Consider the following 25,854-nt stretch of genomic DNA (forward strand, 5'->3'; position numbering starts at 1 on the left):
TCTCCTATTGGAAAAGTCCGGCTAACAAGGAAGGGAAAGGGTTATGCAGGCAGGTTGGCGCATCGGATCTATATTTGGCATTCCTCTATATATAGATTCTTCTTGGTTAATTATTATTACATTGATGACTTTGGCGAATGGGTTAGAATTTGCTAACCGATGGCAACCCGTTCTGGCTTGGAGTGCGGGCTTGGCAATGGCGCTGTTGTTATTTGGTTCTGTATTGCTGCATGAGTTGGGGCATAGTCTGGCGGCGCGGTCGCAAGGCATCCAAGTTAACTCGATTACTTTGTTTATTTTTGGGGGCATTGCGGCGATTGACCGAGAGTCCAAAACTCCCGAAGAAGCGTTTCAAGTGGCGATCGCAGGTCCTGCGGTGAGTTTTATTTTATTTGTGCTGCTGGCAGTGGTGGGCAAATTTTTGCCAGACAAGTCCTTACTTCAATCTCTGGTTGCCGATTTATCCAGAATTAACTTAGTTTTGGGCTTGTTTAATCTGATTCCTGGTTTACCCCTGGATGGGGGTCAGGTACTCAAAGCAGCGGTGTGGAAACTCACGGGCGATCGCTTTGCCGGGGTGCATTGGGCAGCGAAAACCGGCAAAGCTTTGGGTATGACCGCGATCGCCCTGGGGCTATTTCTGGTCTTTTTAGCCGATGATTTCAGTGGTTTATGGATTTCCCTAATTGGCTGGTTTGCCTTTCAGAATGCCACTGCATATGATCGCTTTACCAATTTACAAGAAGCCTTACTAAATATCCATGCGGAAGATGCCATGACTCGTGCTTTTCGCGTGGTCAATGCCGACATGACCCTCCGTACCTTTGCCGATGAATATATCCTGTCTGACGATCGCTATTCGATCTATTTTGCCGCCGCTCATGGTCGGTATCGCGGCCTAGTTCAGCCCAACGATCTGCGGATGATTTCTCGCAGCGACTGGGACAATCAAACCTTAAATAGCATTGTCCATCCCTTGCCAGAATTAATCAGCGTCGGCGAACGGTCGTCCCTGGTAGAAGTGATTAAGCTGATGGAAGCCAAGAATTTACCCTGGATTACGGTACTGTCTCCAGCGGGTGCGGTTTCCGGTGTGATCGATCGCGGGGATATTGTGGCGGCTTTAGGGAAAAAGCTGAATATTCCCATTTCTTCGGCGGAGATTAAGCGAATCAAAGAAGAAGGCAAGTATCCCCCCGGTTTTCAATTAGGGGCGATCGCTGATGCTACCGAAGAATAATTAATCGCTAAAACCAACAATATTGTTGATTGTTGATTGTTGGTTGTTGTTTGTTCATTGTTGATTGTTGATTGTTGGTGGTTGTTTGTTCATTGTTGTTTGACCAGCGAATAACCACCAACCAACAACAAACAACAAACAACCACCAACCACCAACCACCAACTAACAACCAATTTCTGCCCATTCCGCCTCAGTGAGTGGCTGGGTGTAGAACTTAACCCCCCAACAATCTTGGGCCGCTTGAACTAAGGCGTTAATCAAGATCGGCATTAGGGAGGCGCGATCGCGGGGCAAAGACGGGGGAAAGCGATCGCTGCGGCCAATTTTGGCCAATGCCTCTGCCCCAAAAACCTGACAAAACAGATCCGGATCTGGTTGTAGTTGAATCGACCCATGCTGTAAGTAGTAGGTTTGTTGCCCGTCCCGCGAACGCAGTTGGGCGCTGCCAATCAACTTAGCGCCGTCGGGCAACACTAAATCTGCTACGGTGGCGGTGCCAAAACAATTCACATTTTCCTTGGGGGGTTTGGTTCTTTCCACCTGTCTGCTAGTGCCATAGTCCAGGTGAATTCCCAGGGACAGAAACCCTTGAATCAAAAACTGACAAATCTCTTGATAGGCTTGCAGGCGATTCCCGAAACGGGGATTCCTTGGGGCATCGCCTTTCACTTCGCCGGTTACATCCCCTGTCACCTCGGAAGTAACCACCATATAGGTTAAATCCCCTTGGTGCAGCACCGCCCGACCCCCAGAAGGGCGTCTGACCAAATCCACGGGCTGACCAAGATAGGTCAAATTTTCCCAAGACTTGGGCCAATGTCGTTGATGATAGCCCAAAGAAATCGCCACCGGCGACCAGGTATAAAACCTTAAAGCCGGTGGATGTTTACCCAGTCGGTGTTGTTGTAACAGCCACCGATCGATCGCCATCAGTTGCTCCCCGGTGGCTTCCATTGGGGGAATTAGACGCCAAGGGGCAGAACTGGCTGGATTCTTCATGCGATACCGAATTCTTCCATCAGGGGTTCATCACTATCATCCGCGATCGTGGCCACAATCGTAATAGCGCGAGAAATTTCTACCGGAGAGAGATCCTCCACGGTGCGACTAGCTAACACAACCACTTGGTTGTCCACGATCGCATAACGGGCTTCAAACGTCCCAGACCAGTTCATCTCTAGCAGCAGCCGCATCAGTTTGGCTTCATCCTTGGCAGGCAATGACAGCACCGAAGACCAAACGGTGAACATATCCTCGTCGGATGTCCCAGTTAGTTGCACAAAGATATCAACACTGCCGTACTTAAATTTCCACTGATAGCCCGCCTCATTTTGGCCTACCATCACTTTTTGGTCTTCGGCCATTCCCGCAATGACCGTTTCAATTTCTTCGACATAGTTAATGGATGTGGAATTGTTCAGCAAGTCTGGGCTGGATAACTCTTGAGTGGTCTCTGGTTGGATCTGTGTAGTCATAAAAAGCTTTCCTTAAAGTTGCTTTTTTCAGTCTAGGAGATGTTTGACGGATGATGTTAGTCAGAAATTTTGATAGTTGGGAAAGATCGAGATTTCGGCAAGCGCACTCTTTTAGATATGATAACTTACAGCAGAAGGGCGATCTCTGGGGGCTTTTCCGCCGCGCCCCTACACGATTCCTTGTCCGATACCATAAAATCCATACCATTACTATGAACGAATTCTTCCAAAACGTCTCCCGCTATGCCAGCTACTTTGTCACGGTGATGCTGGGGATTTTCTTTTTCACCTTTGGTTGGCTGAAGCCCTTGCTACAAAAACCAGCAACGGCGATCGCGCTGATTGGCTTTTTCGTCGCTGGCCTTTTCTTTATTTCCTTCACCCTCCGGGCGATGCTAGGTCTGGCATGATAGTTCTATGGCCAGCCTAAAAACTGCCGCGAGCGATCGCTACCAGGGCTTCCATAAGATTTTAGTTATTTGGCAATGGGATAGCAATTAGCCTACTGCCAGTCTAGACTATATAAATATATTGCAATCCTACAGATTGCCAAAGTCTACAACGATCAAGTAAGTAAGGGAGCGAAATAGTTATGGCTACGGAACGTAGAGTTTCCCGTGTGGCCTCCCTGATTAAACGGGAGATCAGCCAAATGTTGCTCCATGATATCAAAGATGAACGAGTGGGCGCTGGGATGGTCAGCGTCACGGATGTGGAAGTTGCAGGCGACCTCCAACACGCCAAAATCTTTGTGAGTATCTATGGCACAGAAGAAGCCCGCCGTGAAACCATGAAAGGGTTAAAATCTGCCACTGGCTATGTCCGCAGTGAACTGGGTCATCGAGTTCGGCTGCGTCGTACCCCAGAAATTGTCTTTGTTGAGGATATTTCCATCGAACGTGGCAGTCGGGTTTTATCGCTGATTAATCAACTGAATCATCACCCTACAGATTCTACCGAGGCCGATGATGACAGTATGGATGATTTAGGCGCTGAGGAATAAGCATTTGTAGGGTGGGCAAAGCAAAATGCAAGCCCACCCTACTAGGTAATTAAGCCCCCATACCGGAATAGTGTCGCAAACCCCGTCGCCATAACCAGCGATTTAGCAGAAAAATCACGACAGTCCAACTCAAGATGACTAATAAACAACGGACGATATCCACGGGCAATCCGATTAATAAAGAAGCCGGGATATAAAGCATATAAGGAAAAGGTGTCCAAAGAATAATTTCTCGCAGTTGATCCGGGAAGACGGCTAAGGGGGCAATTAACCCGGAAGTAAAGATATAAGGTAAATGCCATACCTGCTCTAATGCCGATACTCTTTCGAGCCAAAAGCCAAAGAGTGCTAAGGTATATTGAATTAAAAAGCGCAAGATAAAGGCCAGGGAAATTAAGAGTAAAACTAATAAAACATTGCCCAAACTAGGAATCCAAATGGCCTGGGGATAGAGCGTAAAGCATAGTAACATTAAGCCAATTACAAAGGGCATTCGAGCTAATCTTTCCGCCAGATGTCCGGCGATATGGTGCCACACTGGGTCAACAGGTTGTAAGAGTTTTGGTGATAGTTTTCCTTGGACGATTTGGGTTTCAAATTCCCAAATTACCCAGACTACATTCAGTTGTCTGACTAAGAATACTGCCAGAAAATAGCGAGCGAATTCGATGGAATTCATGGCAAAGTTTCCTCGATCGCCTGCTTCCATCCACACCCCCATTAAAATGATGGGTAAGGAGTTGGATAAAGACCATAATATGAGTTCGGCGCGGTATTCTACCATATAAGAGTAGTAAACCGCTAAAAATGTTTTTGCTAGGCGAAAAAATCGATACATAGAAGGTAATTTAAAAGGCGATTTTTCAGTTATTTTAAGTGGAAAAAGCCTATTAATCAAGACTGCCGTTTTGGAAGACTCGACCAATGACGGCTTCAATGGGTGGGTCGGTAATGGTTAAGTCTAAGATATCTAACTTTTCCAGGATTTTGGCGATCGCCCCGGTTAATTCTTGGCGATCAACCAACAGGCGAACCGACTGCCCTTCCACGGATTCAATTTCTCCAAATTGCTGTAAAATATTTAACAATTCGGGGTCATCTTCCTCTTTGGGTAATGGATGAGCTAGTTCTATTTGCACTTCTCGGTAAGGGGCAAACCGCTCAAGTAACTGATCTAAACTGCCATCATAAATTAATTCACCGCCATAAATAACAATGACGCGATCGCACAATTCCGTAATATCCGCCATATAATGACTGGTTAACAGAATCGTCGCCCCCGTGCGTTGATTATAATCTCGGAGAAAATTCCGCACTGCGGCTTGAGCATTCACATCTAAACCCAGGGTTGGTTCATCTAAAAATAAAATTTTCGGTTGATGTAATAAAGCCGCCATTAACTCCGCTTTCATCCGTTCTCCCAGGGAAAGTTTTCGCACAGGTTGGGTAAGCTTTCCTTCTAGTCCCAGCATCTCAGTTAGCTCATCAATGGTGCGCCGTAATTCGGTCTGAGGAATACCATAAACAGCCCCATTAATCTTCAGGGAATCTATGGCGGGTAAATCCCAAATTAACTGCTGTTTTTGCCCCATGATTAGGGTAATTTTTTTCAGAAATTCTTCCTGACGGCGGAATGGTACGTGACCGGCCACCGTGACCACACCACTCGAAGGATGAATTAAGCCCGTGAGCATTTTTAAGGTGGTGGTTTTTCCCGCGCCATTTGGCCCTAGAAATCCGACAACTTCTCCGGGTTCTATGTGAAAGGACACATCTTTTACGGCAGAAATCATCAGGTAGTTGCGGCGAAAAAAATGCTGCAAACTTCCTTTGATTCCGGGACTTTTATTGGCTACAGGATAAACTTTTCTTAAAGACTGTACATCAATTGTTAACATTTTTTTATGATTTGACTAGATATTCTGATTAAATATCATAGCGGATTATTTTCTCAAACTAAACCCCCGCTTGATAAAATAAATCTTTGGCAAACCTTCAGGGGTGATTTTTTATGTTTTAACAAATTCTGCCGAAACCAGTAGTAAAATATAAACAGGTGTGAGAAAGAATTCATAAAATCTCACCGGATCTGATCTGCCGCGAACTGGCGAATTTATAGGGATCCAGCCACTCCCCCAAGCCCCCAAGATGACTCCTCAACAATTTTTTCCCTAGCTTTTGATAAATCAAGACGGCACAGGGGGCTGATACTCTAAAGGTAAATTCAATATCTGGGGAATTGGTGGTCAATGCCCACCAGACATTAATGCTTGATGCTTCAGTAGATAAAAATCATTCTTCTTTAATTTCGTAGGAGCCACTCACCGATGAATGGTGCTATGTTCCGCGTATTATTCGTGAATTTTGACGAAGCTGACTATAAACAAGTTGGTAATTTGCTCGATAAAATTCAGACATTTCAATGCCAGCGATATAGATGGTCTCAGGGCGACAATCTCAACACGATGCCGCCTGCCGGATACGATGGTTATGTGATTGATGGGCATTTTTCCCAGGAGTTTTCCAATTTGGCCTATTGGATGACGGGATTACGTCCAGTCCCAGTGATTTGGTTGGTAGACAGATCGGCAGAGGGGATGGAGTTGTTGACCGCAGGTGCCGCTGATTATTGGGTGCGGGATCAAATCTGTGCGCCGATAGTCGAGCGATCGCTTAGATTAACTATCGCTTATCCCCGGCAGCTTCAAGCAAAACCTACCCAGGTGCTGACCAGGAAAACCCCTGATTTTTTGCACAAATTACTCGATACTATTCCGGTGCTGGTCTATGTTTATGATTTGACCCAGGAAAGCCCCGTCTATGTGAACCGAGAAATTAGCCAATGGCTAACTTATATCCCAGACCCAAATATGCCAAACCCAAAGGGAACGGGGGATCCGTTAGCCCTCACCGCAGAGCAAGTTCAACAGTGGCACACCGTTGCCGATGGGAAAATTTGCCATCGAGAAATTCGACTGAAAGATATCTGGGGCAGCGATCGCTATCTCGACTGTCAAGAAACTGTCTTTTCTCGAACTGCCGACGGTCGAGTCCAACAGATCCTTGGGGTTGCCTTAGACAGCACGGCCTACAAACAGATTGCCGCCCAACGGCAACAGCGGCAACTGCTGATGGAAAATATGCTCAACAGTTTGCCGCAATTGGTCTATATCTACGATCTAAAAAGCGGTCAGAATCTCTATTTTAATCAACAAATTACTCAGATATTGGGTTACAGCCAGCCGGAAATTCAGCAAGGTGGCTGGAATTTTTTATGCCAACGAGTGCATCCCAATGATACGTTTATCTTTCAGCAGCTTTTTTCTGACCGCTTTCCAACTCTGGGGGATGGAGAAGCGATTTCTACGGAATATCGACTGAAACATCAGAATGGTTCTTGGCGCTGGTTGAGTTGTCAGCATTTGGTTTTTACCAGAGATGCTGACGGGATCCCCGTGCAAATTCTGGGGACGGCGATCGATATTACCAACAATCAATTGATTTGGCAGCAACTCAGCCAAAACGAAGCCCAGTTATATAATATGTTGACCAATAGTATTGAAGGTCTGCTGATTGTAGATCCCCAGGGAGTGATTAGATTTGCGAATCTCGCAGCGGCCAAATTATTTAATCAACCCCTAGAAGACCTGCTAGAGGCCGAGTTGCAGTGGCCAATGGCCGTTGGTCAAACCACCGAGTTAGAAATTATGCAATCTTCGGGACAAATTCGGATTGGGGAAATGCTGGTCGCGCCCTCTCAATTCCCCGGAGAATCCCTTTATGTGGTGTCCTTGCGAGATATTACGGAACACCGCCAAGCCCAGTCTGCCCTGCGAGAAAGCGAAGAACGCTTTCGCCAGTTAGCGGACAATATTGAGGATGTGTTTTGGCTGTTGACCTTGGTGCCTCTGAAGATTTTATATGTCAGTCCAGCGTATGAAAAGATTTGGGGCAAAACTTGCGACAGTCTCTATGAAAATCCTTTAAATCTCTTTGACAGTATTTATACAGAGGATCGCGAGCGGTTTCGGATGAATTTGCATCGCCAAACCCTAGGCTCATCGACTTCTTTAGAATATCGGATTGTGCGCGGTGACGGGGAAATTCGCTGGATTTACGAGCGGAGTTTTCCCGTACTGGATCGACGAGGAAAAGTGATGAGAATTGCCGGTATTTCTGAAGATGTCACCGAGCGCAAGAAAAATACGGAAGCTTTCCAAGTGACTCATCAGCAATTAGAATTCCATCTAGAAAATTCTCCGTTGGGTTTTATTGAATGGACTCAGGATTATCGCGTGTCTCAATGGTCGGGTACGGCAGAAAAAATTTTTGGTTGGTTATCTTCTGAGGCGATCGGTAAACGTTACGACGACTGGGGATTTATTTACGAGGAATCCTGGGAAAATTTTGCCGAAGTTCTGGATCGGATGAAAAATAAAAAACAACCTCGAATGATTTTTGAAACGATTAATTTTACGAAAAATGGCACTCATTTATATTGTCAGTGGTATAACTCGATTTTGTTAAATAATCAAGGGGAGTTTTTGTCGCTGTTTTCCTTCGTGTTAGATGTGAGCGATCGCCACCGGGCAGAATTAGCCTTGAAAGAAAGTGAAGAACGCTTTCGCGCCATTTTTGAACAAGCAGCGGTGGGCATGAGTATTTGTACTTTAAATGGCCAATTTTTCCGGGGAAATCAAAAGTTATGTGATATTGTTGGTTATGCTCGTGAAGAACTCTTAGAACGAACGTTTCAAAATCTTACTATTGTCAAAGATCGGCGCGAAAGTGAAGAGTATATCAGTCAGTTGTTACGTGGGACGATTTCTCACTATTCAATGGAAAAACGCTATATCTCTAAAAAGGGCGAAATTGTTTGGGTGAATGTGATGGTGTCTTTGATGCGCGATAGCTTCGCTAACCCGTCAGCGAATCCACTGAATCAACCCAAGTATTTTATTTATGCGGTAGAAGATATTAGCGATCGCAAACGATCGGAAATAGCCTTAATCAATAGCGAACAAAGATTCAGAGTTATTTTTCAACAAGCAGCCGTGGGGATATTTAGAAGAAGTATTTCTGGGAAATTTCTGCAATTAAATCAAAGGTTTTGTGAAATATTGGGATACGATGAAGCTGAATTATTAAATCAAAAATTTCAAAATTATATCCATCCAGAAGATTTAGATAAGCATTTGAATTATTTAAATCAAGTTGTAAATAACCAAATAAGAACTTATGAACTAGAAGAAAGATATATTAGAAAGCATGGTCAAATTCACTGGGTGAAAATTGTGGTGTCTGTGGTTTATGAAGCGGAGGAAAAACCCAAATACCTAATTGGTATTGTGGAGGATATCCAAGAACGCAAAACTACTGAGATTAAATTGCAATACCGCCTCGCAGTGGAAAGCGCTGTTGCCCAAGTTTCTCGACAGTTAGTCACCAGCCAGAGTCGCGAGATTAAGGAAGTGTTAAAAACCATTGGTCTGGCGGTGGGAGCGAATCGGGTTTTTGTTAACTATTTTACGGAAAACTGTAGGAAGATAGCGGTGATTGCTGAATGGCACAACGGCGATGGATTTGGGGAGCGATTTGAGAATTTTCCGGCAGTTAAATATTTAGCCGCCGAAAATTTTCCTTGGTGGATGCAGCAGTTAAATGCCAATCAAAATATTATCGTTTCTCATATTGATAGTTTGCCAGTCAACGCGAACATTGAAAGACAATATTTTCAATCTAGGAACGTGAGGTCTGTGTTAGCTGTGCCAATTTTTAACCACGATCTGAGTCACAGCGGGGAAAACCCTGAAGCCGATCGCGATCGCCTTTTCCCGGTCGATTCCGTGGGTAATTTATGGGGCAGCATTGACCTGCATAGTTATGAAATGAATCAGGATTGGTCTAATGAAGATGCTCAAATGTTGCGCCTGGTAGGAGAAATGATTTATAGTTATTTTTCTCGCTTGCAAATGGAAGCAGAACTCCGAGACTCGGAAGCCCTGTATGCAGGGATTTTCGATCATTCGGCGGAGAGTATTTTTCTGCTGGATATCCAAGACAATGGAGAGTTAATTTATAAAACGATTAATCCCACAAATGAACAGTTATTTCATATGAGTCGATTGGCTGTGGTCGGCAAGAGCTTGTCGGCAGTGGGATCGCCGCAATACACCACCAATTTTAGGCAAAAATTTCAGGAATGTCTGAATACTCAAAAACCGATTAACTATGAGGAAACCATTGATCTACCCCAGGGAAATCGCCACCTCCTCACCACCTTAGTTCCCATTGCCGATAGCACGGGAAAAGTTATCAAAATTCAAGGTTCTTCCCGGGATATTACCACTCAAAAACAAGTGGAAGCTGCCTTACAAGAAGCTAAAGAAGCGGCCGATGCCGCTAACCGGGCGAAAAGTATCTTTTTAGCCAATATGAGCCATGAACTAAGAACTCCCCTGAATGCAATTCTGGGTTTTACTCAACTGCTGGTACGAAATTCGCAAATAAAATCAGAACAGCGAGAACAGTTAGAAATTATTCTGCGATCGGGAGAGCATCTACTTGCCTTGATCAATGAGATATTGGATCTTTCCAAAATTGAAGCTGGTCGGATTACCCAGAATGTGGAAATTTTTAATTTAGATCGGATGCTTGATAATCTTTATGATATGCTAGAGATCCGATCTGAAATCAAAGGTTTGAAGTTCAATATTATCCGAAGTAAGCAGCTTCCTAAATATATTAAAGCAGATCAAAATAAACTGCGTCAAATATTAATTAATCTCCTGAGTAATGCCATTAAATTTACCAAGTCTGGCAGCGTCACCCTGGAAGTAACAACATCTTCAAAATCCTCAGCGATCCACAGCCCGGAAGATTACCAGAGCGATTTCGCACAGCGGATCGCTAAAGCGAATCAATTCAATGCAAAGCCCTCAGACCCACTACACCGCGATCGGTTAATTTTTGCCGTAACCGATACGGGACCGGGAATTGCCCGAGAAGAACTGCAAAGCTTGTTTGATGCCTTTTTTCAAAGTCAAAGCGGCAAACAATCCAATGAAGGAACCGGTCTGGGTTTGGCCATTAGTCAACAATTTGTTAAGTTAATGGGTGGGCAGATCGCGGTTGAGAGTACCCTAGGAAAGGGAAGTGTTTTTAAATTTGACATACAGTTTCAACCTGTAGCAGCGGATGAGTTGGAAGACTTACTCGCCCAGAGTGAAATTGAAGTGTCTACCGCCCGATCGATGGTGATTGGGCTGGCACCAAATCAACCTCATTACCGCATTTTAGTGGTTGAAGATATTTGGGCTTCCCGTAAACTTTTGGTGAAATTGTTAGAACAAATTGGCTTTGAGGTACAGCAAGCCAGTCATGGAGAAGAAGCGGTGTCTCTGTGGCATAGTTGGCAGCCGCACTTAATTTTTATGGATATTCGGATGCCGGTGATGGATGGGTATCAAGCTACTAAAGAAATTCGGGCATCAGTTAATGGTGAAGCACCCATCATTATTGCTTTAACGGCTAGTGCTTTTGAGTCGGAACGGGCTGCCATCATCTCAGCGGGATGTAATGACTTTCTGCCGAAACCCTTTCCAGAAAATTTGCTCCTTGAGAAAATTTCTTTTTATCTCGGTGTAAAGTATATATATCAGGAATCATGTTCAATTTCCGCAGATGCACCAGCAATTCCTCAAATAAAAATGACCCCTGAAGATTTGGCGGTCATGCCGAGTGAGTGGATTTCCCAACTCCATTTTGCTGCCCTCAGTGCCCGAGGTAAAATGATTCAACAATTGATTCAAAAAATACCCCCGGAAAATCAATGGCTGATTCAGGGTTTAACGGAGTTATTTGACAATCTTGATTTTGATACACTCGTTTTTTTAAGTAAGAATGAATAAACCATGAATACAGAGCAATTTTTTCAAAAAAATGGAGATATTTTAGTTGTTGACGATCGCTTAGAAAATGCCGCACTGTTGTTTAGTATTCTCACGGAAAATGGCTATGAAGTGCGTCAGGTCATCAACGGTAAACAAGCACTTAATGCTGCCTATTACGATCCCCCTGACATAATTCTCCTGGATATTATGATGCCGGAAATGGATGGCTATGAAGTCTGTAGGCAACTCAAAGAATCAGAAAAAACCGCCCAAATACCCATTATTTTTTTAAGTGCTTTGGATGGGGAAATCGATAAGGTTAAAGCCTTTGAGTTGGGAGGAGTAGACTATATTACTAAACCTTTTCATGTGAAGGAGGTTTTAGCCCGCGTTGAACATCAACTGATCATTCAACGGCAACGCAAGATTATTGCCGCACAAAATCTGCAATTGACGGAGCAAAATAAAAACTTGGCGGATTTAAATAGCAAGCTGGCGGAATCTAATCAAGAATTGGAACAATTTGCTTATATTGTTTCTCACGATTTACAGTCTCCGTTGCAAACGACGATGGGGTTTGCTCGCTTATTAGGCAAAAAATACGAATCGATGCTTGATGAAAAAGCCAGCCATTATATTGATCGCATTGTCGAGGGGTCGAATCGGATGAACCATCTGATTAAGGATTTGTTGGAATATTCTCGGATTCAAACTCAGGCTAAATCCTTTGAACCGATTGATTTAAACTCAGCTTTTCAAGAAGTTTTATGTTCCTTAGAATGGTCGATTAAAAAAACTGAGGCAGAAATTATATGCCAGCAACCACTACCCACAGTGATGGGTGATCGAACCCAATTACAACAACTTTGGCAAAACTTGTTGATTAATGCGATTAAATTTCAACATCCGGGGATTCAGCCAAAAATTAAAGTCTCTGCAGAGATTTTCCCCAATGGACTAGAAAGTAAAAACGGGTTCAAACCGACTGCTAATAGTCATCAGCCAACGGTTTCATCGGCTGCGAAATGGTTGATGCAGATGACAGAACGTAAACCGGATCGGACTCAAGGGAGTGAATGGCTGATTGCCATTGAAGATAATGGCATCGGCATCCCAGATAGAGAGTTTGAACATATTTTTCAGATCTTTCAACGTTTACATACCGATCGCGAATATCCCGGTACAGGGATTGGTTTGACGATTTGTAAGAAAATTGTGGAACGTCACGGGGGAAAAATTTGGCTAAAATCTGAAGTCGATGTCGGCACAACTTTTTATTTTACATTACCCATGCTACCCGAATCAGAAATTAGTAAACGTAGGGTGTGTTAGGTTGGCAATTATTTGAGGGAAAAACAATTAACCTTAATTCCAGCCGTAACGCACCAGTAGTAAATGTAGTAAACGTAGGGTGTGTTCGCGGAAATTTGAGGGAAAAAAAATTAACCTTAATTCCAGCCGTAACCCACCCATTAACTACATCGTAATAGTAAATGTAGGGTGTGTTCGCGGAAATTTGAGGGAAAAACAATTAACCTTAATTCCATCCGTCCGTAACCCACCCATTAACTACATCGCAATAGTAAGCGGATTAGTGTGAGGATGGTAGGGGCAATTCCTTTTTTTTGCGGTGGTTGCCCCGAATGTGGCAACGGATGAGGCTTTTTATAATGAAAGCAAAGCATTCTTGTCTAACGGATAACAAACAACAAACAAAGAATCCCTACCCAAAGAATCCCTACCCAACAAATAACAACCAACAAATAACAACCAACAAATAACAACCAACAAATAACAACCAACAGATAATTGAAATTATCAGAAAATTTGACCGCTTTTGACGGTGAAAATTTGGGCGGCGTCGATCCACTGTTGGGCGAATTGGTCAAGGTGGGTGGTGGTGATCAGGGTTTGAAAGCGATCGCCAAGGGTATGAAATAGTTGGTTTTGCCTTTTGGGGTCGAGTTCGGCGAGGACATCATCCAGGAGGAGTACCGGGGGTTCGCCGACGACTTCTTCGATGAGTTTGAGTTCGGCGAGTTTGAGAGATAAGACTAGGGTGCGTTGTTGTCCGTGGGAGGCAAATTGCCGGACAGGTTGCTGGTTGAGAAAAAAGGCAATTTCGTCACGGTGTGGCCCGACTAAGCTGGTGCCTTGGTGTTGTTCGGCGATCGCCCGACTTTGGATTTTTGCCAAGAAAGCCAGTTCAGCTTTTTGGGCAGACTCCCGGACTGTGGGGTCTTGCATGGCTTCGATGTTGGGTAAATATTTAATTTCTAAGGTTTCGCTGTGACCGCTGATGGCATGATGTCCGGTTTCGGCAATGGGGGCGAGTCGCTGTAAAGCCCGCGATCGCCTGACGGTGACTCGGGCGCCTAGGGTGGCTAATTGGGCATCCCATAAAGCCAATTGTGATTTTTGGGAGTTTAAGATATGCTCTTGTTTTTTTAATTCTTTTAACAGGGCATTTCTTTGGCGCAAGACTTTATTATATTGTTGTAAAATATGGGCGTAAATTGGTTCAAGTTGGATTAATAATTCATCCAACCAATTGCGCCGTTGTTCCGGGCCTCCCCGGACTAAATCTAAGTCTAAGCTGGAAAATTGGACAATATTTAATAGGCCGATAAAATCCATCTGCCTGCGCGAACCTTCGCCATTAATGGTACAGGTGCGTTGTCCGCTATGGCGTAGGGTGATGGCTAATTCAATGGGGGCGGTTTCCCGGTTAATGGTGCTGGCAATTTGGCTGATATTTTCTCCGTGCAAAATCAGGTCGCGATCGCGTCTAGCCCGGTTGGTTTTTAAGGTAGAGAGCAACCCTACCGCTTCGAGTAAATTTGTTTTTCCTTGGGCATTTTCTCCCAGTAAAATATTTTTTACGGAAGAAAATTCTAAGGGTTGTTCTTGATAGTTGCGAAAATGTTTTAAGTAGATATTTTTAATATACATTCTTGAAAATAGTAGCTTTTGCGTAGGGTGGGCAATTTTTTGCCCACCCTACCTGTATCAGTTTTACTTTTGCGTAAGGTGGGCAAAAAATTGCCCACCCTACCTGTATCAGTTTTACTTTTGCGTAAGGTGGGCAAAAAATTGCCCACCCTACATAATTACAAAAAATTTTTCAGTCCAAATTTTGCCCACCCTGCTACATAATTAATTTTGCTGAGATTTATCCTAAGCCTTTTTCCGGGATTTATACCAGCGGACAAAGAGTTTTTCCAACTCAATCCAGACAAACATTAAAACACTAAATCCGAGGCAAACGAGTAACTCTAATCCATCGATCACTTGAGTGCCAAAGAAATTCCGCAAGGGTTCGACATAAATTAGCATTAATTGAAGAATGGTGGTAATCACCACCGCCCCCAATACATAAGGATTAGAAAAGGGGTTGACTTCGATGGTTAAGCGAGTTTTAGAACGAACCGCGATCGCGTGTCCCATTTGGGCAATACACAGAGTTGTAAAGACCATTGTTTTCCACCGATCCGGCTGAAGAATCTCATTGTAATTCTTGGTGGCATGGTCATAAGACCAACCCATTAGGGTAATGGTCAAAATAGCAAAAATAATCCCAATTCGCACCATATAGAGTCCCAATCCTCTGGCAAAGATACTCTCCCGGGGACTATTCGGTGGAGTTTTCATTACATCCGGTTCGGGGGGTTCCACGGCGAGGGCAAGGGCGGGAAAGCCGTCGGTGACTAAGTTCATCCAGAGAATTTGCAATGGAGTCAGGGGGACATCCGCCACGGGTAGCAATAAGGGGGCAGAGGCAATGGTGAGCACTTCGCCAATATTGGAACCGAGAATATATTTAATGAATCGGCGAATGTTGCTGTAGACTACTCGCCCTTCTTCGGTAGCGGCCACAATGGTGGCAAAGTTATCATCCAGGAGCACCATATCACTGGCTTCTTTGCTGACATCGGTGCCCGTGATGCCCATCGCAATACCAATATCTGCTTGTTTCAAGGCGGGGGCGTCGTTGACCCCATCCCCGGTCATGGCCACGAATTGACCGCGACTTTGCAGGGCTTTGACAATGCGTAGTTTATGTTCTGGGGATACTCGCGCATAGACGCTGACTCGCTCAACTTGCTGTTCTAGTTCCGGTTGACTGAGTTGTTCTAATTCTTGACCAATTAGGACGCGATCGCCGCTTTGGGCAATGCCCAGGTCAGAGGCGATCGCCTTAGCGGTCAGGGGGTGATCTCCGGTAATCATCACCGGACGAATTCCCGCTTGGCGACATTTGGCGACAGCGGCGCGAACTTCGGGACGGGGGGCATCCAGCATCCCGACTAAGCCCAGCCAGACTAACTGTTGTTCCGCCTCCTGTTGGCTGGTGTCAGCGGGAAATACATCGGTGAGAGGCTTGTAGGCAAATCCCAAGACCCGCAACCCTTGCGCCGCCATCAGATCGTTCTGATTTAAAATTTCCTTTCGTTTTTCCGCCGTCAGGGGTTTAATTTCTGCCCCTTGCTGAATTTGCGTGCAGCGGTTAATGGTCAACTCTGGGGAGCCTTTGGTGTACATGGCATAAGCACCCTCGGAAGATGGCTGCTGACAAATGGTGCTCATGCGCTTAGTTTCCGAGGAGAAAGGAAACTCCCCGACCCTGGGCATTTGACGGGTTAATTTTTTTTGCTCTAATTGGCCTTTGGCTGCTAGGGCTAAGAGGGCGCCTTCGGTGGGGTCGCCGAGAATTGTCCATTGCTGCTTTTCTTCCTGCAACTGAGCATCATTACAGAGGACGCAAGTGAGGAGAAGCGATCGCACTTCTGGATCGTTTTGTAGCTGTTCGCTGGCTATTCCGGGGGCGTGACCGTTGCCAGAGGGAGAGGGATTTTCTATTTTAAATTCCCCCAAAGGTTCATAGCCCTCTCCCGTGACCCGTAAGCTGTAACTAGCGGTTTGCACCCGTTGCACCACCATTTTATTTTGGGTTAGGGTGCCGGTTTTGTCGGAACAAATGGTAGAAACAGAACCCAAGGTTTCCACGGCGGGGAGTTTGCGAATCAAGGCATTCCGCTTGACCATTCTTTGCGTCCCCAAGGCCAAAGTCACGGTAATCACCGCTGGCAAACCTTCGGGAACCACCGCCACGGCCATACTTAGGGAAATTTCTAATAAGTCCCGAAAAGCACTTTGGTTCACCAGGGTGCCACCAATCACCACAAAGGCCACTAAAATCAGAGAACCTGTGACCAGCACATTCCCTAGTTGAGTCATCCGCTGTTGCAGGGGGGTGGGTTCGCTTTCTACTCCCTGAATCATGGCGGCAATGCGCCCCAGTTCGGTGTTCATGCCAGTTTTGGTGACTACCACTTTGGCGCGACCCAAGATTACTTCGGTGCCTTGATAGACCAAATTCAGGCGATCGCCTAAGCTGGTGTTTTCTGGTAGGGTGAGTGTCACCTGTTTGGTGACAGCGTTAGATTCTCCGGTGAGGGCAGCTTCGCGGATTTGTAAGCTAGATGCTTCAATAACTCGGCCATCAGCACTCACTTGCACCCCGGCTTCCAGCAGCATCACATCTCCGGGCACCAATTCTTTGGCGGCTATTTCCTGGGTTTTGCCGTCGCGGATGACTCGCACTAAGGGCGATGCCATGTTTTTTAAGGCGGCTAAGGCTTTTTCGGCACGGCTTTCTTGCAGATAACCCAGTACCCCGTTGAGAATCACAATTAGGAATATGGCGATCGCGTCTTTGGGAAAGTCCCCATCTTGGATATCTAAAATTCCTGACACAAATGCCACCGCGATCAGCATTAATAGCATCACGTTAGTGAACTGGTCAATTAAAATTTCTAAAGGGGTGCGACCACCGGTTTCTTGAATTTCATTAGGGCCGAATTGAGCTTGTCTGGCGGATACCTGCTGTAAAGTTAAACCGATCTGGGCATTGGTTTCTAAACGTTCAAGCGTCTGAGGCACTGCCAAAGTATGCCAAGCAAATTGAGAATCTAGCTGAGAATGGTCATTCATACAATCTGGTGAGTACAATTTGGTGAATCCACAACGGGTTAAACAGCGATATCGCCATCACGTTATCACGACTTTCAAGGGTGATGCTGATTTATTTAGTCAGAGAATGCTCTGAAGTCTCCGAAAACATTGATCAATCTGAAATTGTTGGGCTTGACGATCGCATTACTTTTCTGGCGATTATTTTAGGCGATCATTTTAACAGCTTAAAGCCACTAAGTTATCTACCCCTAAGTCAATCCCCGCAATTCTTTCATTGCTTTCTTTTTTTGAAGGCTCTTCGACCTCATACACCGCTTCAATCAAATAGCCGCCATTTTTCGGGGCGATTCTAGCTTGAATTGGTTTTTTAGCTTGGTACATTTTTATCTTGATGCCACTCTGAGATAGGTGACAAATTACCTCGGCTAGAGGTCTTTTGTAGATGGCATCAGACCCTTTATAGAGAACGGAATAACGTCCCTTCAAGTTGTCTATGTACTTGGGTATTTTTGGTTCGGATATATACTTATCAGGGTGAATTTCCCAGTCCTTGTGGGCTTTAAAGTACCCAGTCCAAGCTTGGCAAACCTGCCTAATTAAAGAGCAAGCTATTTTGGTCTAAGGCATTTGTTTATAGGCATCATTATCAGCTACTAAGTGATACAATTTGGCGTTAGACCAGACCTTGCCCGTCTTAAAGAATCGCTGCCTCATATAGTAGTTACAGAGATTGTAAAGATTCTTGGCTTTAAAGCACAAGGTATCACACTCTTGCCAATACTTATGAGTCTTCTTGTAATGGTGTCTTTCGACTAGCTGCATCTTGTTTTCTCTTTATGACGTTCCATTGTTCATCACCTACCTACCTCCGTAGGATAACATTTTTCAATATTTGTCAAATGCCTGTCTATGGATGTCTATATTTTTATTAAACTATTCAAAGCCCATTGGCCTAGGAAAAAATCTTTGACAGATGTGGGGGTTAACATTCGCGGGGTTCGGCTATTGGTCAGGGGCGATCGCAACAGTCCGAGCAACGGCATCGGTTTTCGCCGACTCCAGTCCCCTGGAAGCGATCGCCATTCCACATAAACACATAAAGTAGAAATTGCAGGAATTGCAGCCGCGATCGTCACCGCTTAGAATCCCCGCTCTAGAGGGATATCTAGACCGATGATCCCAGAAATGCCTGATACCGTTAAAATTTAAATCTAGCGATCCAACTATCTGCAAATTAAAATTTTTTTCATGGGGTGCTTCCCGAAGCGCCCCTACTTCCCGAAGCGCCCCTACACCGCATTTTCTAGATTGAAATCTGATATCTGGGGCTGGGTGCCATCACCCACGGGATCTCAAACCGCTGTCTCTTCATCTTTGCACCGCCAATCCTCTAAGTGCCATCCATCGGTTTAGAATGTCCATCATTCAACATAGTGGCGGCGCTTGGCTCTGACTGTTGTGCCAAGTGTTGTGCCAAAATCTTAAAAACATTAGATGCGCTCCCTTGATTAACCGTTAAAAAAAGAAAATTCAATTTATCCCAATTTATAGCCATAAAAAAACCTATGAAAGCAGAGATTTTAATCGTTGATGATAGCCTGTAAAATTCTCAAATTTTTCAGGATATTTTATCAAGCCATCAATCCTGCCAGCGCCTCTAATTCAACCCAAGCAAACTCATCTAATTTTATATCAAAAGGCCAGAAATGTCTGGCTATGTCCTTTGTGAAAAATAAAAAAAAACTCCAAGGCAATATCCCAGTATTTTTTATTATTATATTAGATTAAATAGCTGATTAGATAAAAATATTTACTAAGTAAATATTTTTATCATAAAATATGTTTTACTGCGATATTTTATTATTTTAATTTTAAAGCATAAATTAAACTTAAAATATTTACAATAACAAAACCATTGCCTAACTATAAAAATAGAACAAAAACTCGCAGCAAAAACCGCTGAACTCGAATATAAACTTCAGGAATCCCTGGATTTAAATAGACAAATCAACCTGGCACAGCAGCAGCTAAAACAAGAAATTATCCAGCGGGAAAAAGCCCAAGAAGAACTTTTATATATGGCTTTCCACCATCCCCTGACTTGCTTGCCCAATCGCGCTTGGTTTATGAACAAATTAACCGAAGCTATTGCACGTAACCACCAAGCATCTCACCAAGCATCCCACCAAGCATCCCCCAATCTATTTGCGGTCTTGTTTGTTTAGGGTCAAAAAACCAAAAAAAAGAACGGATCCTCTGTTTAGGCTGACAAGCACCTTAAAAAAGGATCCGTTCTTTCTCAGAATAGCAGACTATGCCTTGGGATAAATCTCATCCACCAAAGCTTGCCACAGCATTTCAACGCACTTCGCAGCGACGCGAGAATTTATTAACCGCTGCCACTTCTTCTTGGCTTGGTTAGACGTAGGATTTTTAACTTTTGTCTCTTTTGCTTTTCCTCGGACAATTTCCTCAATTTGAGCCATATCTTCTTTTGATAGCTTTGCTCCCATTTGGCTTTTTATCTCCGGCATGAGTTTGTCTTTTTCTTCTTGTTCCTGCTTCTCTTTAATCGCCTCTGGGCTGCCACACCACTTTTTCACCGTAAAATTGTAATAATCTAAAATCTTGTTTTGATAGTGATTTTTCGGAACCCAGTTTTTAGAATTACCGCAACTTCGCGAGATTAAGTGATGGTTGAATTAATGGAATACACTCTTTTTGGCCTAAAATTGTGCATTCACAAGCCTTGAATGCGGCCATGTCAACCTTGCTGTCGGAAAATTCGGACATAGAAACTCCTGCCCTCTGCAAAAGCGAGGGAAATCACAACAATTCGGAGAATAGAACTAAGAAACTCGCAGGAAAAGCTACGGCGCCCTAGCCCATGTTTCAAAGCCGCGATAAGTCAAAGAATGGTTAGGTATTGGTTGGGAGAAAATCCCGCACATACCCCTTATAGTTTGGCCATTTATGCTTAGAAAATTGTTGGAATATCGGGAGTAAATTGCTGCTTCAATTTTTAATAAAATACCCGTTTTATTGATAAATAAGTAAATTTAATTAATCGCAAAAATGGTGCTTTTTTAGGCGTTTTTGGTCTGGGATGATGAACAGCGATCGCGGAAAATTTCTGGCTATCTGTGGCAAGAAATGCTATGATGCAATCATCACAGAACAAATCCTGCGATTGTCCAGGTCGCGCAAGTCGCTGTGTTGCCGGATGCTTCTTAATGCCCCGATTCGCAACCCCGCCGTCAGGCAGCCCAAAGCGACTCACACTGGACTTTTCCGGCACTACAGAAAAAAATGCCGGTGGCCGCCACACAGCTTCTCCGCGTCTGGAGATGATCCAGCAACTAAAATGGCAACAAAAAGAACAGCTAGTTTGCAAAAAGTTCAATGGCAAGCGGGACAAAAAAGGATGGTTAGCGCCCCAATACAAATATTTTGATGAGTGTGGGCGATCTCACACCATTACCGACCTCTCCCATTCGCCCGCTGCCAAAATTTACAGCCCCTATTGGACTTATAGATGGTTCCAACCGGGCAAACTGAACGACGGAAATCTGTACTTAGGAGCAATCAGTAGCAAAAAATTCCAACACTTTTCTGTAGTGTGGCAACAATGTGACCCGGATCATAGGTGCGATTCTGAAACTGTCCACCAGCACCAGACATCCTCAGAGATCATCGCTATACCTAAAAGTAATAGAAAGTCATACGCCACTCACCCAGGTGCTGGATGCCAGTTTGGATCAAAGAGTTGGCAAAAATAGTTGGCAATCTGTTCGACTGCATGATAACATCTGTGATTCAGAAGTAGACCCGAGTCTGAGGTCGCTCTGATAGACCGATTCAGGATATCTCCAAAAAAAGAGATGAAAAGAGACTAAAATATCTAGTTCTGTCCTGACCTGACTCGTGACCAGATGTAATACAAAGTCATTAGCGATCGCTGAAACTTGAGGTTCAACCCTGGAGGCTAAAAATGTATTACCTAATTCTCAACGACAAAAATCCTGAACTGCAAGAACTCTTTCCCCAAGGAGTTCCTACGGATAGCGAAAACCCTGAAGAGTTTGTGGAAGTTTATGACGAATTTGGCGAGTTTGTGGATATTGAAATGGCTTATAGCGTGAACCTTAGAGGGTTGACGCAGCACGAAGAGTTAAGATTATTTCAAAATTATGCCACCACCAATAATGCCAGTCTAGTTAGAGGCGCTTTTCAGATGCTTGATGATCTGAAAATTTCCCCAGATCAAGTAGAAAAAGTAGTCTGGCGTCAACCTCAACCTGTGTTAGTCGGATAAAAAAGTCATAAAAAGTTATAAAAAGTTATAAAAAGTTATAAAAAATCGGAAAAATTCGGAAAAAGTCGAGTCGATTGTCCAATGGTTGAATGTCTCTCCCCGCTTCATTCATCGGTCTCATCCATCGGTGATGGCATTTCATATCCCTCGCTTTTTCTAGGTTCAACGGTCATCGCCAAAATGCCGATGATTGATCCGGCATTAATCCTGCTAGGGGTTAGGAATTGATCCTTAAACATTAAAAAAACTTAAAAAATTAGGCGTTGCACATTGTTGGTATGCTATGGAGACAGGGTTTCCAGTGGCTCGCCAGAGTTAGTCAATGGAATAGGTACAGTTTTATGCCTTACATAATAAATAACTAATCTTACTGATAGTTTCAACATTAAGCGAGATTTAGAATAACTTAGAATAACAAAAATTTTTTCTATGTAATCGATCTCTATGTAATCGATCTAAGTAATGTCTTAATCTTGTATTTTCCCCTTCAACACGATTCATTTATAGGTAGGGTCGATAGGGGAATCGCTTCCCCTACCTCCCATTCAGAACGGAACGTGCCACTTTCACAGCCCAGCCGCTCCTAGCAGCGCCTTGCTTTAATCTCACATCCTAATCAGAAAGCTGTTAGTCTTCCTGTTCGGCATAACCTTCAGATTTAACCTACCCCCACGAAGGCTATTCTTACACTTAAATCAATACTCCATTGCTGGAGAGCCAACGTGGGGTTACTTCGTCGCCAAGAGAAGGTTATTTTGCTTTTAGGCTGTCCATCTATCCGGATACTTTTGGGACTTCGTAACGGATGAATCAATTATTTCTCCGTCTTTTTCCTAGTGAATTCCTAGGATTTCTCCAGTCACTTTTTGTGCGCGGCGTATCAAGCAGTTTCGCCACTTAGTTATTAGGAGGATTCAAGACGATGGTTCCCATAACTCTATCCATGAGCAATTGACTCAGATGCCGACTTTTTTGACCATCTGCTTAGGTCTTATCGGCTTCGGGAGAGCTCGCTTCACAAGATTGATAGCTATTCCGTTCCGTGGGGCTGATGTCGATGTCGATGACAAAAGTGGATTGCTCCAACGAATCGCACCTTTGAATTAACTATAGCCGCGATCGCCTTCAAACTTTGCACTTCTTCTTGCAAATTCTTCACTTGTTAGAGTAACCTTTGATTGGATTCTATCAAAGAAACCGCTTGGCTACTTACAGCGGTTTTCAAATGAATAAACCACAATGCTCAAACCAATTAAAAACATCAGATTCCGTAATTTTACTGAAAGCTTCATTAATTGCTATATCTAAAGCTTCTTTAGTTCTAGCTTTACTAGAACGAAGAAATTCTTTAAAGACCAACATAATTCTATCGGGGATAAATCTGGAGAATAGGTAAAAATACAAGCTTATCGCCAATTCTATAGCTTTTCTGACTTTGACATTTTCATAAACAATTATCCATTAACACCAACGCTCCTGGCAATAAATTAGGCACTAATACTGACTCAAAATATGTTTGAAACACTGCCGAATCTGTACTCCTTTCTATAGTCATTGAAGCAATTAAACCATTTCTTCACTTACTGCACCGATTACGCTAATATTTTTCCCTTTATTTCTTGGACATAGTTCAACCACCCAGTCCCCAATTTTTCCTCGTCCATACAAACGAGTCATCCCTAAATTTACTGCCGATTCATCCACAAATACCATATTATTAATATCTATCTTGTCTAGCCATTTTCGATAATCATAACAGTCCTATTGAATATCGCCTCTTTCTTGATCCGAGGCGTAAAGACTTTTTTTTTGCGAGTTAAGCGATTTTTTATTAAGAACCGATACATGGTAGATTGACTAACTTTAATTCCTGTTTTTTACTCCACATAATCGCACAACTCTTTAATCAGTATATCTCGTTGTTTCTCAATTTTTGATAATATTAAATCCCCGATATACTCAGGGATTTTGGGTGAACGACCCCTAGTATATTGTTTGGGGGTGATTGTTCCGGTTATTCTATAGTGTCGTAATAAATTTCTCACAAAAGTTAAACTTACGTCAAATCTCCTCGCCATCTCACGTTGAGACCCTAATTGATTTTGGTAAGCATCTCGGAATCGACTGCGTAAATCGGTAGAATATGCGGCTGGCATGATCAGAAATAGATAGGGAGCTTAAAAATTCATTATATTATACATGATTGTGGTTCACTAATTTGAAAAACGCTGTAAATAAGGATCGCTTTCCCACCAGTTAATCCCAATTTCTTTGGCTTTATCCACGGAAGCAATTAACAAACGGATCCGACTCGTTAGCAATTCCGTTGAACCCACAGATACGGAAATATCACCAGCAATCACAATTCCTTTATCTAACACCCGTTCGAGAATATCTGCCAAGGTACTTCCGGGGGTTGATGTGGTAATTTGATCGCGTTTTGGACTGTTAATAGAACTTTGTGTCATCGTTAAGATAATTTATCCTGTGAAGCAACATAGAGGCGATCGTCTCGTTGAATGAGCAGACCCTTTTTCAGCAGCGATCGCAGGGCATCAATAGTTTGAAATCGATTCAATCCCAGGGCTTGAGAAATTTGCGAAACGCGCATTCCTTCAGATTTCTGCAAATAGTGATAGACTTTTTGTTCAGCTTGTTCAGCTTGTGCAGCTTGTGCAGCTTGTGCAGCTTGTGCAGCTTGTGCGGCTTGTGCAGGATTTAATCCTGTTTCGGCAAGCGATCGCTTGCCGAAAGCGGAATTTTCTGACTGCGGGGAATTGGACTTTCCATTCAGCAGTGCTTTGCCATTTTTAAAACTTTCCGAACCCAGGGAAATGTGTAATTTATGACCATTCTCATCATAATTCGGTGCTTCAACAATTAAAGGTTCTGAGGGATTCACCTCAGCCGGGTTTGGCGTTGTTGACGGGTTCTCAACTCGCTGATTAGGCAAGCCATCTCTCAGGGGCAAATTATTAACTTTGGCTAGAGAAACCGGGGTAATTCGAGACTCGAAAAACTGATCCAAAATTGCCTGGGCTTTTGCCCACTCTAAATTAGTCCGTGACAGCAGCACATCAGTACAAACGTCTCGAAAATCCGGGTTATTTTCCTGCACCATCAGATTATGTTCTTTGCTGACTTTTGCAATCATCAAACAAGAACGTAAAGGCGAAGAATGTTTAGCCCTTTTTGCGTGATGAGATGTTTCCGGGAGACTTTGTTTCACCGTGTCCCGAAATGCTTTGACAATTTGCACAATTCGCAGGGCAGACTCCGGATCGATCTTGGTTTTTTGTACCAAAATTGCTTGTTGGGTCTGATCATCCGGATCAGGCATACTAATCGTCACCAATCGGTCTAATAGCGCGTCTTGAGTGCCATGCACTCCGCAAGATTCTTCGGGGTTAGAGGTAAAAATTGCCCGAAAATGGGGATTAACCCGAATATATTCTGATTGCCCTTCCCCCGAAGGCAAAATTAACAGTTTTTCTTCTAATGCCGAGAGAAAAACATTATTCACTTCCGGGCGAGATCGGTTAAATTCGTCATAAACTAAAGTAAACCCTTCTTTACAGGCTAAAGTCAACCGCTCCTCATTCCAATTTTGTGTTAATTCATCTTCAATCTTGACCACGCTATGAATAAAATTATCCACCACTTTTCGGCGATTATAACCATTTTTATTGCCAATTAAATCCGAATAGTTTAACTCGCGATCGCCAAAAATGATCATCATGGGACGCCCTACTAAGTTGGCTAAATGCAGCGCCAGAGTAGTTTTACCCGTCCCCGCTGGGCCGCGTAGGTGGATGGAAAAGCCGGAGTTTAAATATCTCAGGGTTCGCTTGGCAAGGCGTTCAACCGCTGGTGTATTAACAAATTGTCTTGGACGTGCTTGGATGACAGTAGCCATTTTGGTTCCGAACGGTGATGATTGGTTAACTGTTAT

The 25,854-nt window shown here is 43.8% G+C and carries 16 protein-coding genes and 2 pseudogenes; 6 read left to right on the forward strand and 12 right to left on the reverse strand.

Annotated features, from left to right (window positions below; genetic code table 11):
- Positions 1-43 precede the first annotated feature (43 nt).
- Positions 44-1,240 carry a site-2 protease family protein gene (locus tag ABWT76_RS14265; RefSeq protein ID WP_054464990.1) on the forward strand — a complete coding sequence of 399 codons (1,197 nt, stop codon included), beginning with the start codon at positions 44-46 and terminating at the stop codon, positions 1,238-1,240.
- A gap of 163 nt (positions 1,241-1,403) precedes the next feature.
- On the opposite strand, the gene ABWT76_RS14270 is transcribed toward ABWT76_RS14265, so the two are convergent.
- A complete protein-coding gene (locus tag ABWT76_RS14270) occupies positions 1,404-2,240 on the reverse strand; it encodes a biotin/lipoate A/B protein ligase family protein (protein WP_054464989.1) in 837 nt (278 codons plus the stop codon).
- A complete protein-coding gene (locus ABWT76_RS14275; RefSeq protein WP_054464988.1) occupies positions 2,237-2,716 on the reverse strand; it encodes a YbjN domain-containing protein in 480 nt (159 codons plus the stop codon). The genes ABWT76_RS14270 and ABWT76_RS14275 overlap by 4 nt, the downstream gene beginning before the upstream one ends.
- Positions 2,717-2,928: 212 nt before the next feature.
- On the opposite strand from ABWT76_RS14275, the gene ABWT76_RS14280 reads away from it, so the two are divergent.
- Together ABWT76_RS14280 and rbfA are read left to right on the forward strand one after the other, a co-directional pair.
- Positions 2,929-3,126 (forward strand): DUF751 family protein, encoded by a 198-nt coding sequence (locus tag ABWT76_RS14280; protein ID WP_054465056.1) that lies wholly within the window; start codon positions 2,929-2,931, stop codon positions 3,124-3,126.
- A 182-nt stretch (positions 3,127-3,308) separates the two neighbouring features.
- Positions 3,309-3,719, forward strand: a complete 411-nt coding sequence (gene rbfA, locus ABWT76_RS14285) for a 30S ribosome-binding factor RbfA (protein WP_054464987.1) — start codon at positions 3,309-3,311, stop codon at positions 3,717-3,719.
- A 49-nt stretch (positions 3,720-3,768) separates the two neighbouring features.
- On the opposite strand, the gene ABWT76_RS14290 is transcribed toward rbfA, so the two are convergent.
- Positions 3,769-4,557: an ABC-2 family transporter protein gene (locus tag ABWT76_RS14290; protein WP_054464986.1), complete on the reverse strand. Its 789-nt coding sequence runs from the start codon at positions 4,555-4,557 to the stop codon at positions 3,769-3,771.
- 52 nt (positions 4,558-4,609) lie between these two features.
- Positions 4,610-5,617 (reverse strand): ATP-binding cassette domain-containing protein, encoded by a 1,008-nt coding sequence (locus ABWT76_RS14295; RefSeq protein ID WP_054464985.1) that lies wholly within the window; start codon positions 5,615-5,617, stop codon positions 4,610-4,612.
- A gap of 441 nt (positions 5,618-6,058) precedes the next feature.
- Between ABWT76_RS14295 and ABWT76_RS14300 the strand changes: the two genes are divergently transcribed.
- Positions 6,059-11,629 carry a PAS domain S-box protein gene (locus tag ABWT76_RS14300; protein WP_354636309.1) on the forward strand — a complete coding sequence of 1,857 codons (5,571 nt, stop codon included), beginning with the start codon at positions 6,059-6,061 and terminating at the stop codon, positions 11,627-11,629.
- Between the two features lie 3 nt (positions 11,630-11,632).
- Complete coding sequence (locus tag ABWT76_RS14305) at positions 11,633-12,943, forward strand: response regulator (RefSeq protein WP_054464982.1); 1,311 nt, start codon at positions 11,633-11,635, stop codon at positions 12,941-12,943.
- Between the two features lie 486 nt (positions 12,944-13,429).
- Here the strand turns inward: ABWT76_RS14305 and recF are convergent, their stop codons facing one another.
- From recF to ABWT76_RS14330, 5 genes are all read right to left on the reverse strand, one after another.
- Entirely contained in the window at positions 13,430-14,563 is a 1,134-nt protein-coding gene (gene recF / locus ABWT76_RS14310) for a DNA replication/repair protein RecF (RefSeq protein ID WP_054464981.1), read from the reverse strand.
- A gap of 225 nt (positions 14,564-14,788) precedes the next feature.
- Complete coding sequence (locus tag ABWT76_RS14315; protein ID WP_190877681.1) at positions 14,789-17,605, reverse strand: cation-translocating P-type ATPase; 2,817 nt, start codon at positions 17,603-17,605, stop codon at positions 14,789-14,791.
- Positions 17,606-17,803: 198 nt separating this feature from the next.
- Complete coding sequence (locus tag ABWT76_RS14320; RefSeq protein ID WP_190877679.1) at positions 17,804-17,968, reverse strand: hypothetical protein; 165 nt, start codon at positions 17,966-17,968, stop codon at positions 17,804-17,806.
- 536 nt (positions 17,969-18,504) lie between these two features.
- Positions 18,505-18,723 carry a hypothetical protein gene (locus ABWT76_RS14325; protein ID WP_156331539.1) on the reverse strand — a complete coding sequence of 73 codons (219 nt, stop codon included), beginning with the start codon at positions 18,721-18,723 and terminating at the stop codon, positions 18,505-18,507.
- A gap of 1,176 nt (positions 18,724-19,899) precedes the next feature.
- Complete coding sequence (locus ABWT76_RS14330) at positions 19,900-20,190, reverse strand: hypothetical protein (protein ID WP_054464976.1); 291 nt, start codon at positions 20,188-20,190, stop codon at positions 19,900-19,902.
- Between the two features lie 1,388 nt (positions 20,191-21,578).
- Here ABWT76_RS14330 and ABWT76_RS14335 point away from each other — a divergent pair.
- Positions 21,579-21,902: a hypothetical protein gene (locus ABWT76_RS14335; RefSeq protein WP_054464974.1), complete on the forward strand. Its 324-nt coding sequence runs from the start codon at positions 21,579-21,581 to the stop codon at positions 21,900-21,902.
- A gap of 281 nt (positions 21,903-22,183) precedes the next feature.
- On the opposite strand, the pseudogene ABWT76_RS14340 reads toward ABWT76_RS14335, so the two are convergent.
- The 3 genes and pseudogenes from ABWT76_RS14340 to gvpN all read right to left on the reverse strand — a co-directional run.
- Positions 22,184-22,403, reverse strand: a pseudogene (locus ABWT76_RS14340) (hypothetical protein); the annotation flags it as partial.
- Between the two features lie 1,730 nt (positions 22,404-24,133).
- Positions 24,134-24,370, reverse strand: a pseudogene (locus tag ABWT76_RS14345) (gas vesicle protein); the annotation flags it as partial.
- A gap of 2 nt (positions 24,371-24,372) precedes the next feature.
- Positions 24,373-25,818 (reverse strand): gas vesicle protein GvpN, encoded by a 1,446-nt coding sequence (gene gvpN / locus ABWT76_RS14350; RefSeq protein WP_354636311.1) that lies wholly within the window; start codon positions 25,816-25,818, stop codon positions 24,373-24,375.
- Between the last annotated feature and the right edge of the window lie 36 nt (positions 25,819-25,854).

The sequence above is a fragment of the Planktothricoides raciborskii GIHE-MW2 genome (assembly GCF_040564635.1).
GTDB lineage: Bacteria > Cyanobacteriota > Cyanobacteriia > Cyanobacteriales > Laspinemataceae > Planktothricoides > Planktothricoides raciborskii.

Bases quoted from the DNA above. Each gene is read 5' to 3' on its own strand.
- gvpN (WP_354636311.1), bottom strand. From the start codon at position 25,818: ATGGCTACTGTCATCCAAGCACGTCCAAGACAATTTGTTAATACACCA.
- rbfA (WP_054464987.1), top strand. From the start codon at position 3,309: ATGGCTACGGAACGTAGAGTTTCCCGTGTGGCCTCCCTGATTAAACGG.
- ABWT76_RS14300 (WP_354636309.1), top strand. From the start codon at position 6,059: ATGTTCCGCGTATTATTCGTGAATTTTGACGAAGCTGACTATAAACAA.
- ABWT76_RS14290 (WP_054464986.1), bottom strand. From the start codon at position 4,557: ATGTATCGATTTTTTCGCCTAGCAAAAACATTTTTAGCGGTTTACTAC.
- ABWT76_RS14270 (WP_054464989.1), bottom strand. From the start codon at position 2,240: ATGAAGAATCCAGCCAGTTCTGCCCCTTGGCGTCTAATTCCCCCAATG.
- ABWT76_RS14335 (WP_054464974.1), top strand. From the start codon at position 21,579: ATGTATTACCTAATTCTCAACGACAAAAATCCTGAACTGCAAGAACTC.
- ABWT76_RS14275 (WP_054464988.1), bottom strand. From the start codon at position 2,716: ATGACTACACAGATCCAACCAGAGACCACTCAAGAGTTATCCAGCCCA.
- ABWT76_RS14305 (WP_054464982.1), top strand. From the start codon at position 11,633: ATGAATACAGAGCAATTTTTTCAAAAAAATGGAGATATTTTAGTTGTT.
- ABWT76_RS14265 (WP_054464990.1), top strand. From the start codon at position 44: ATGCAGGCAGGTTGGCGCATCGGATCTATATTTGGCATTCCTCTATAT.
- ABWT76_RS14320 (WP_190877679.1), bottom strand. From the start codon at position 17,968: ATGTACCAAGCTAAAAAACCAATTCAAGCTAGAATCGCCCCGAAAAAT.
- recF (WP_054464981.1), bottom strand. From the start codon at position 14,563: ATGTATATTAAAAATATCTACTTAAAACATTTTCGCAACTATCAAGAA.
- ABWT76_RS14280 (WP_054465056.1), top strand. From the start codon at position 2,929: ATGAACGAATTCTTCCAAAACGTCTCCCGCTATGCCAGCTACTTTGTC.
- ABWT76_RS14295 (WP_054464985.1), bottom strand. From the start codon at position 5,617: ATGTTAACAATTGATGTACAGTCTTTAAGAAAAGTTTATCCTGTAGCC.
- ABWT76_RS14315 (WP_190877681.1), bottom strand. From the start codon at position 17,605: ATGAATGACCATTCTCAGCTAGATTCTCAATTTGCTTGGCATACTTTG.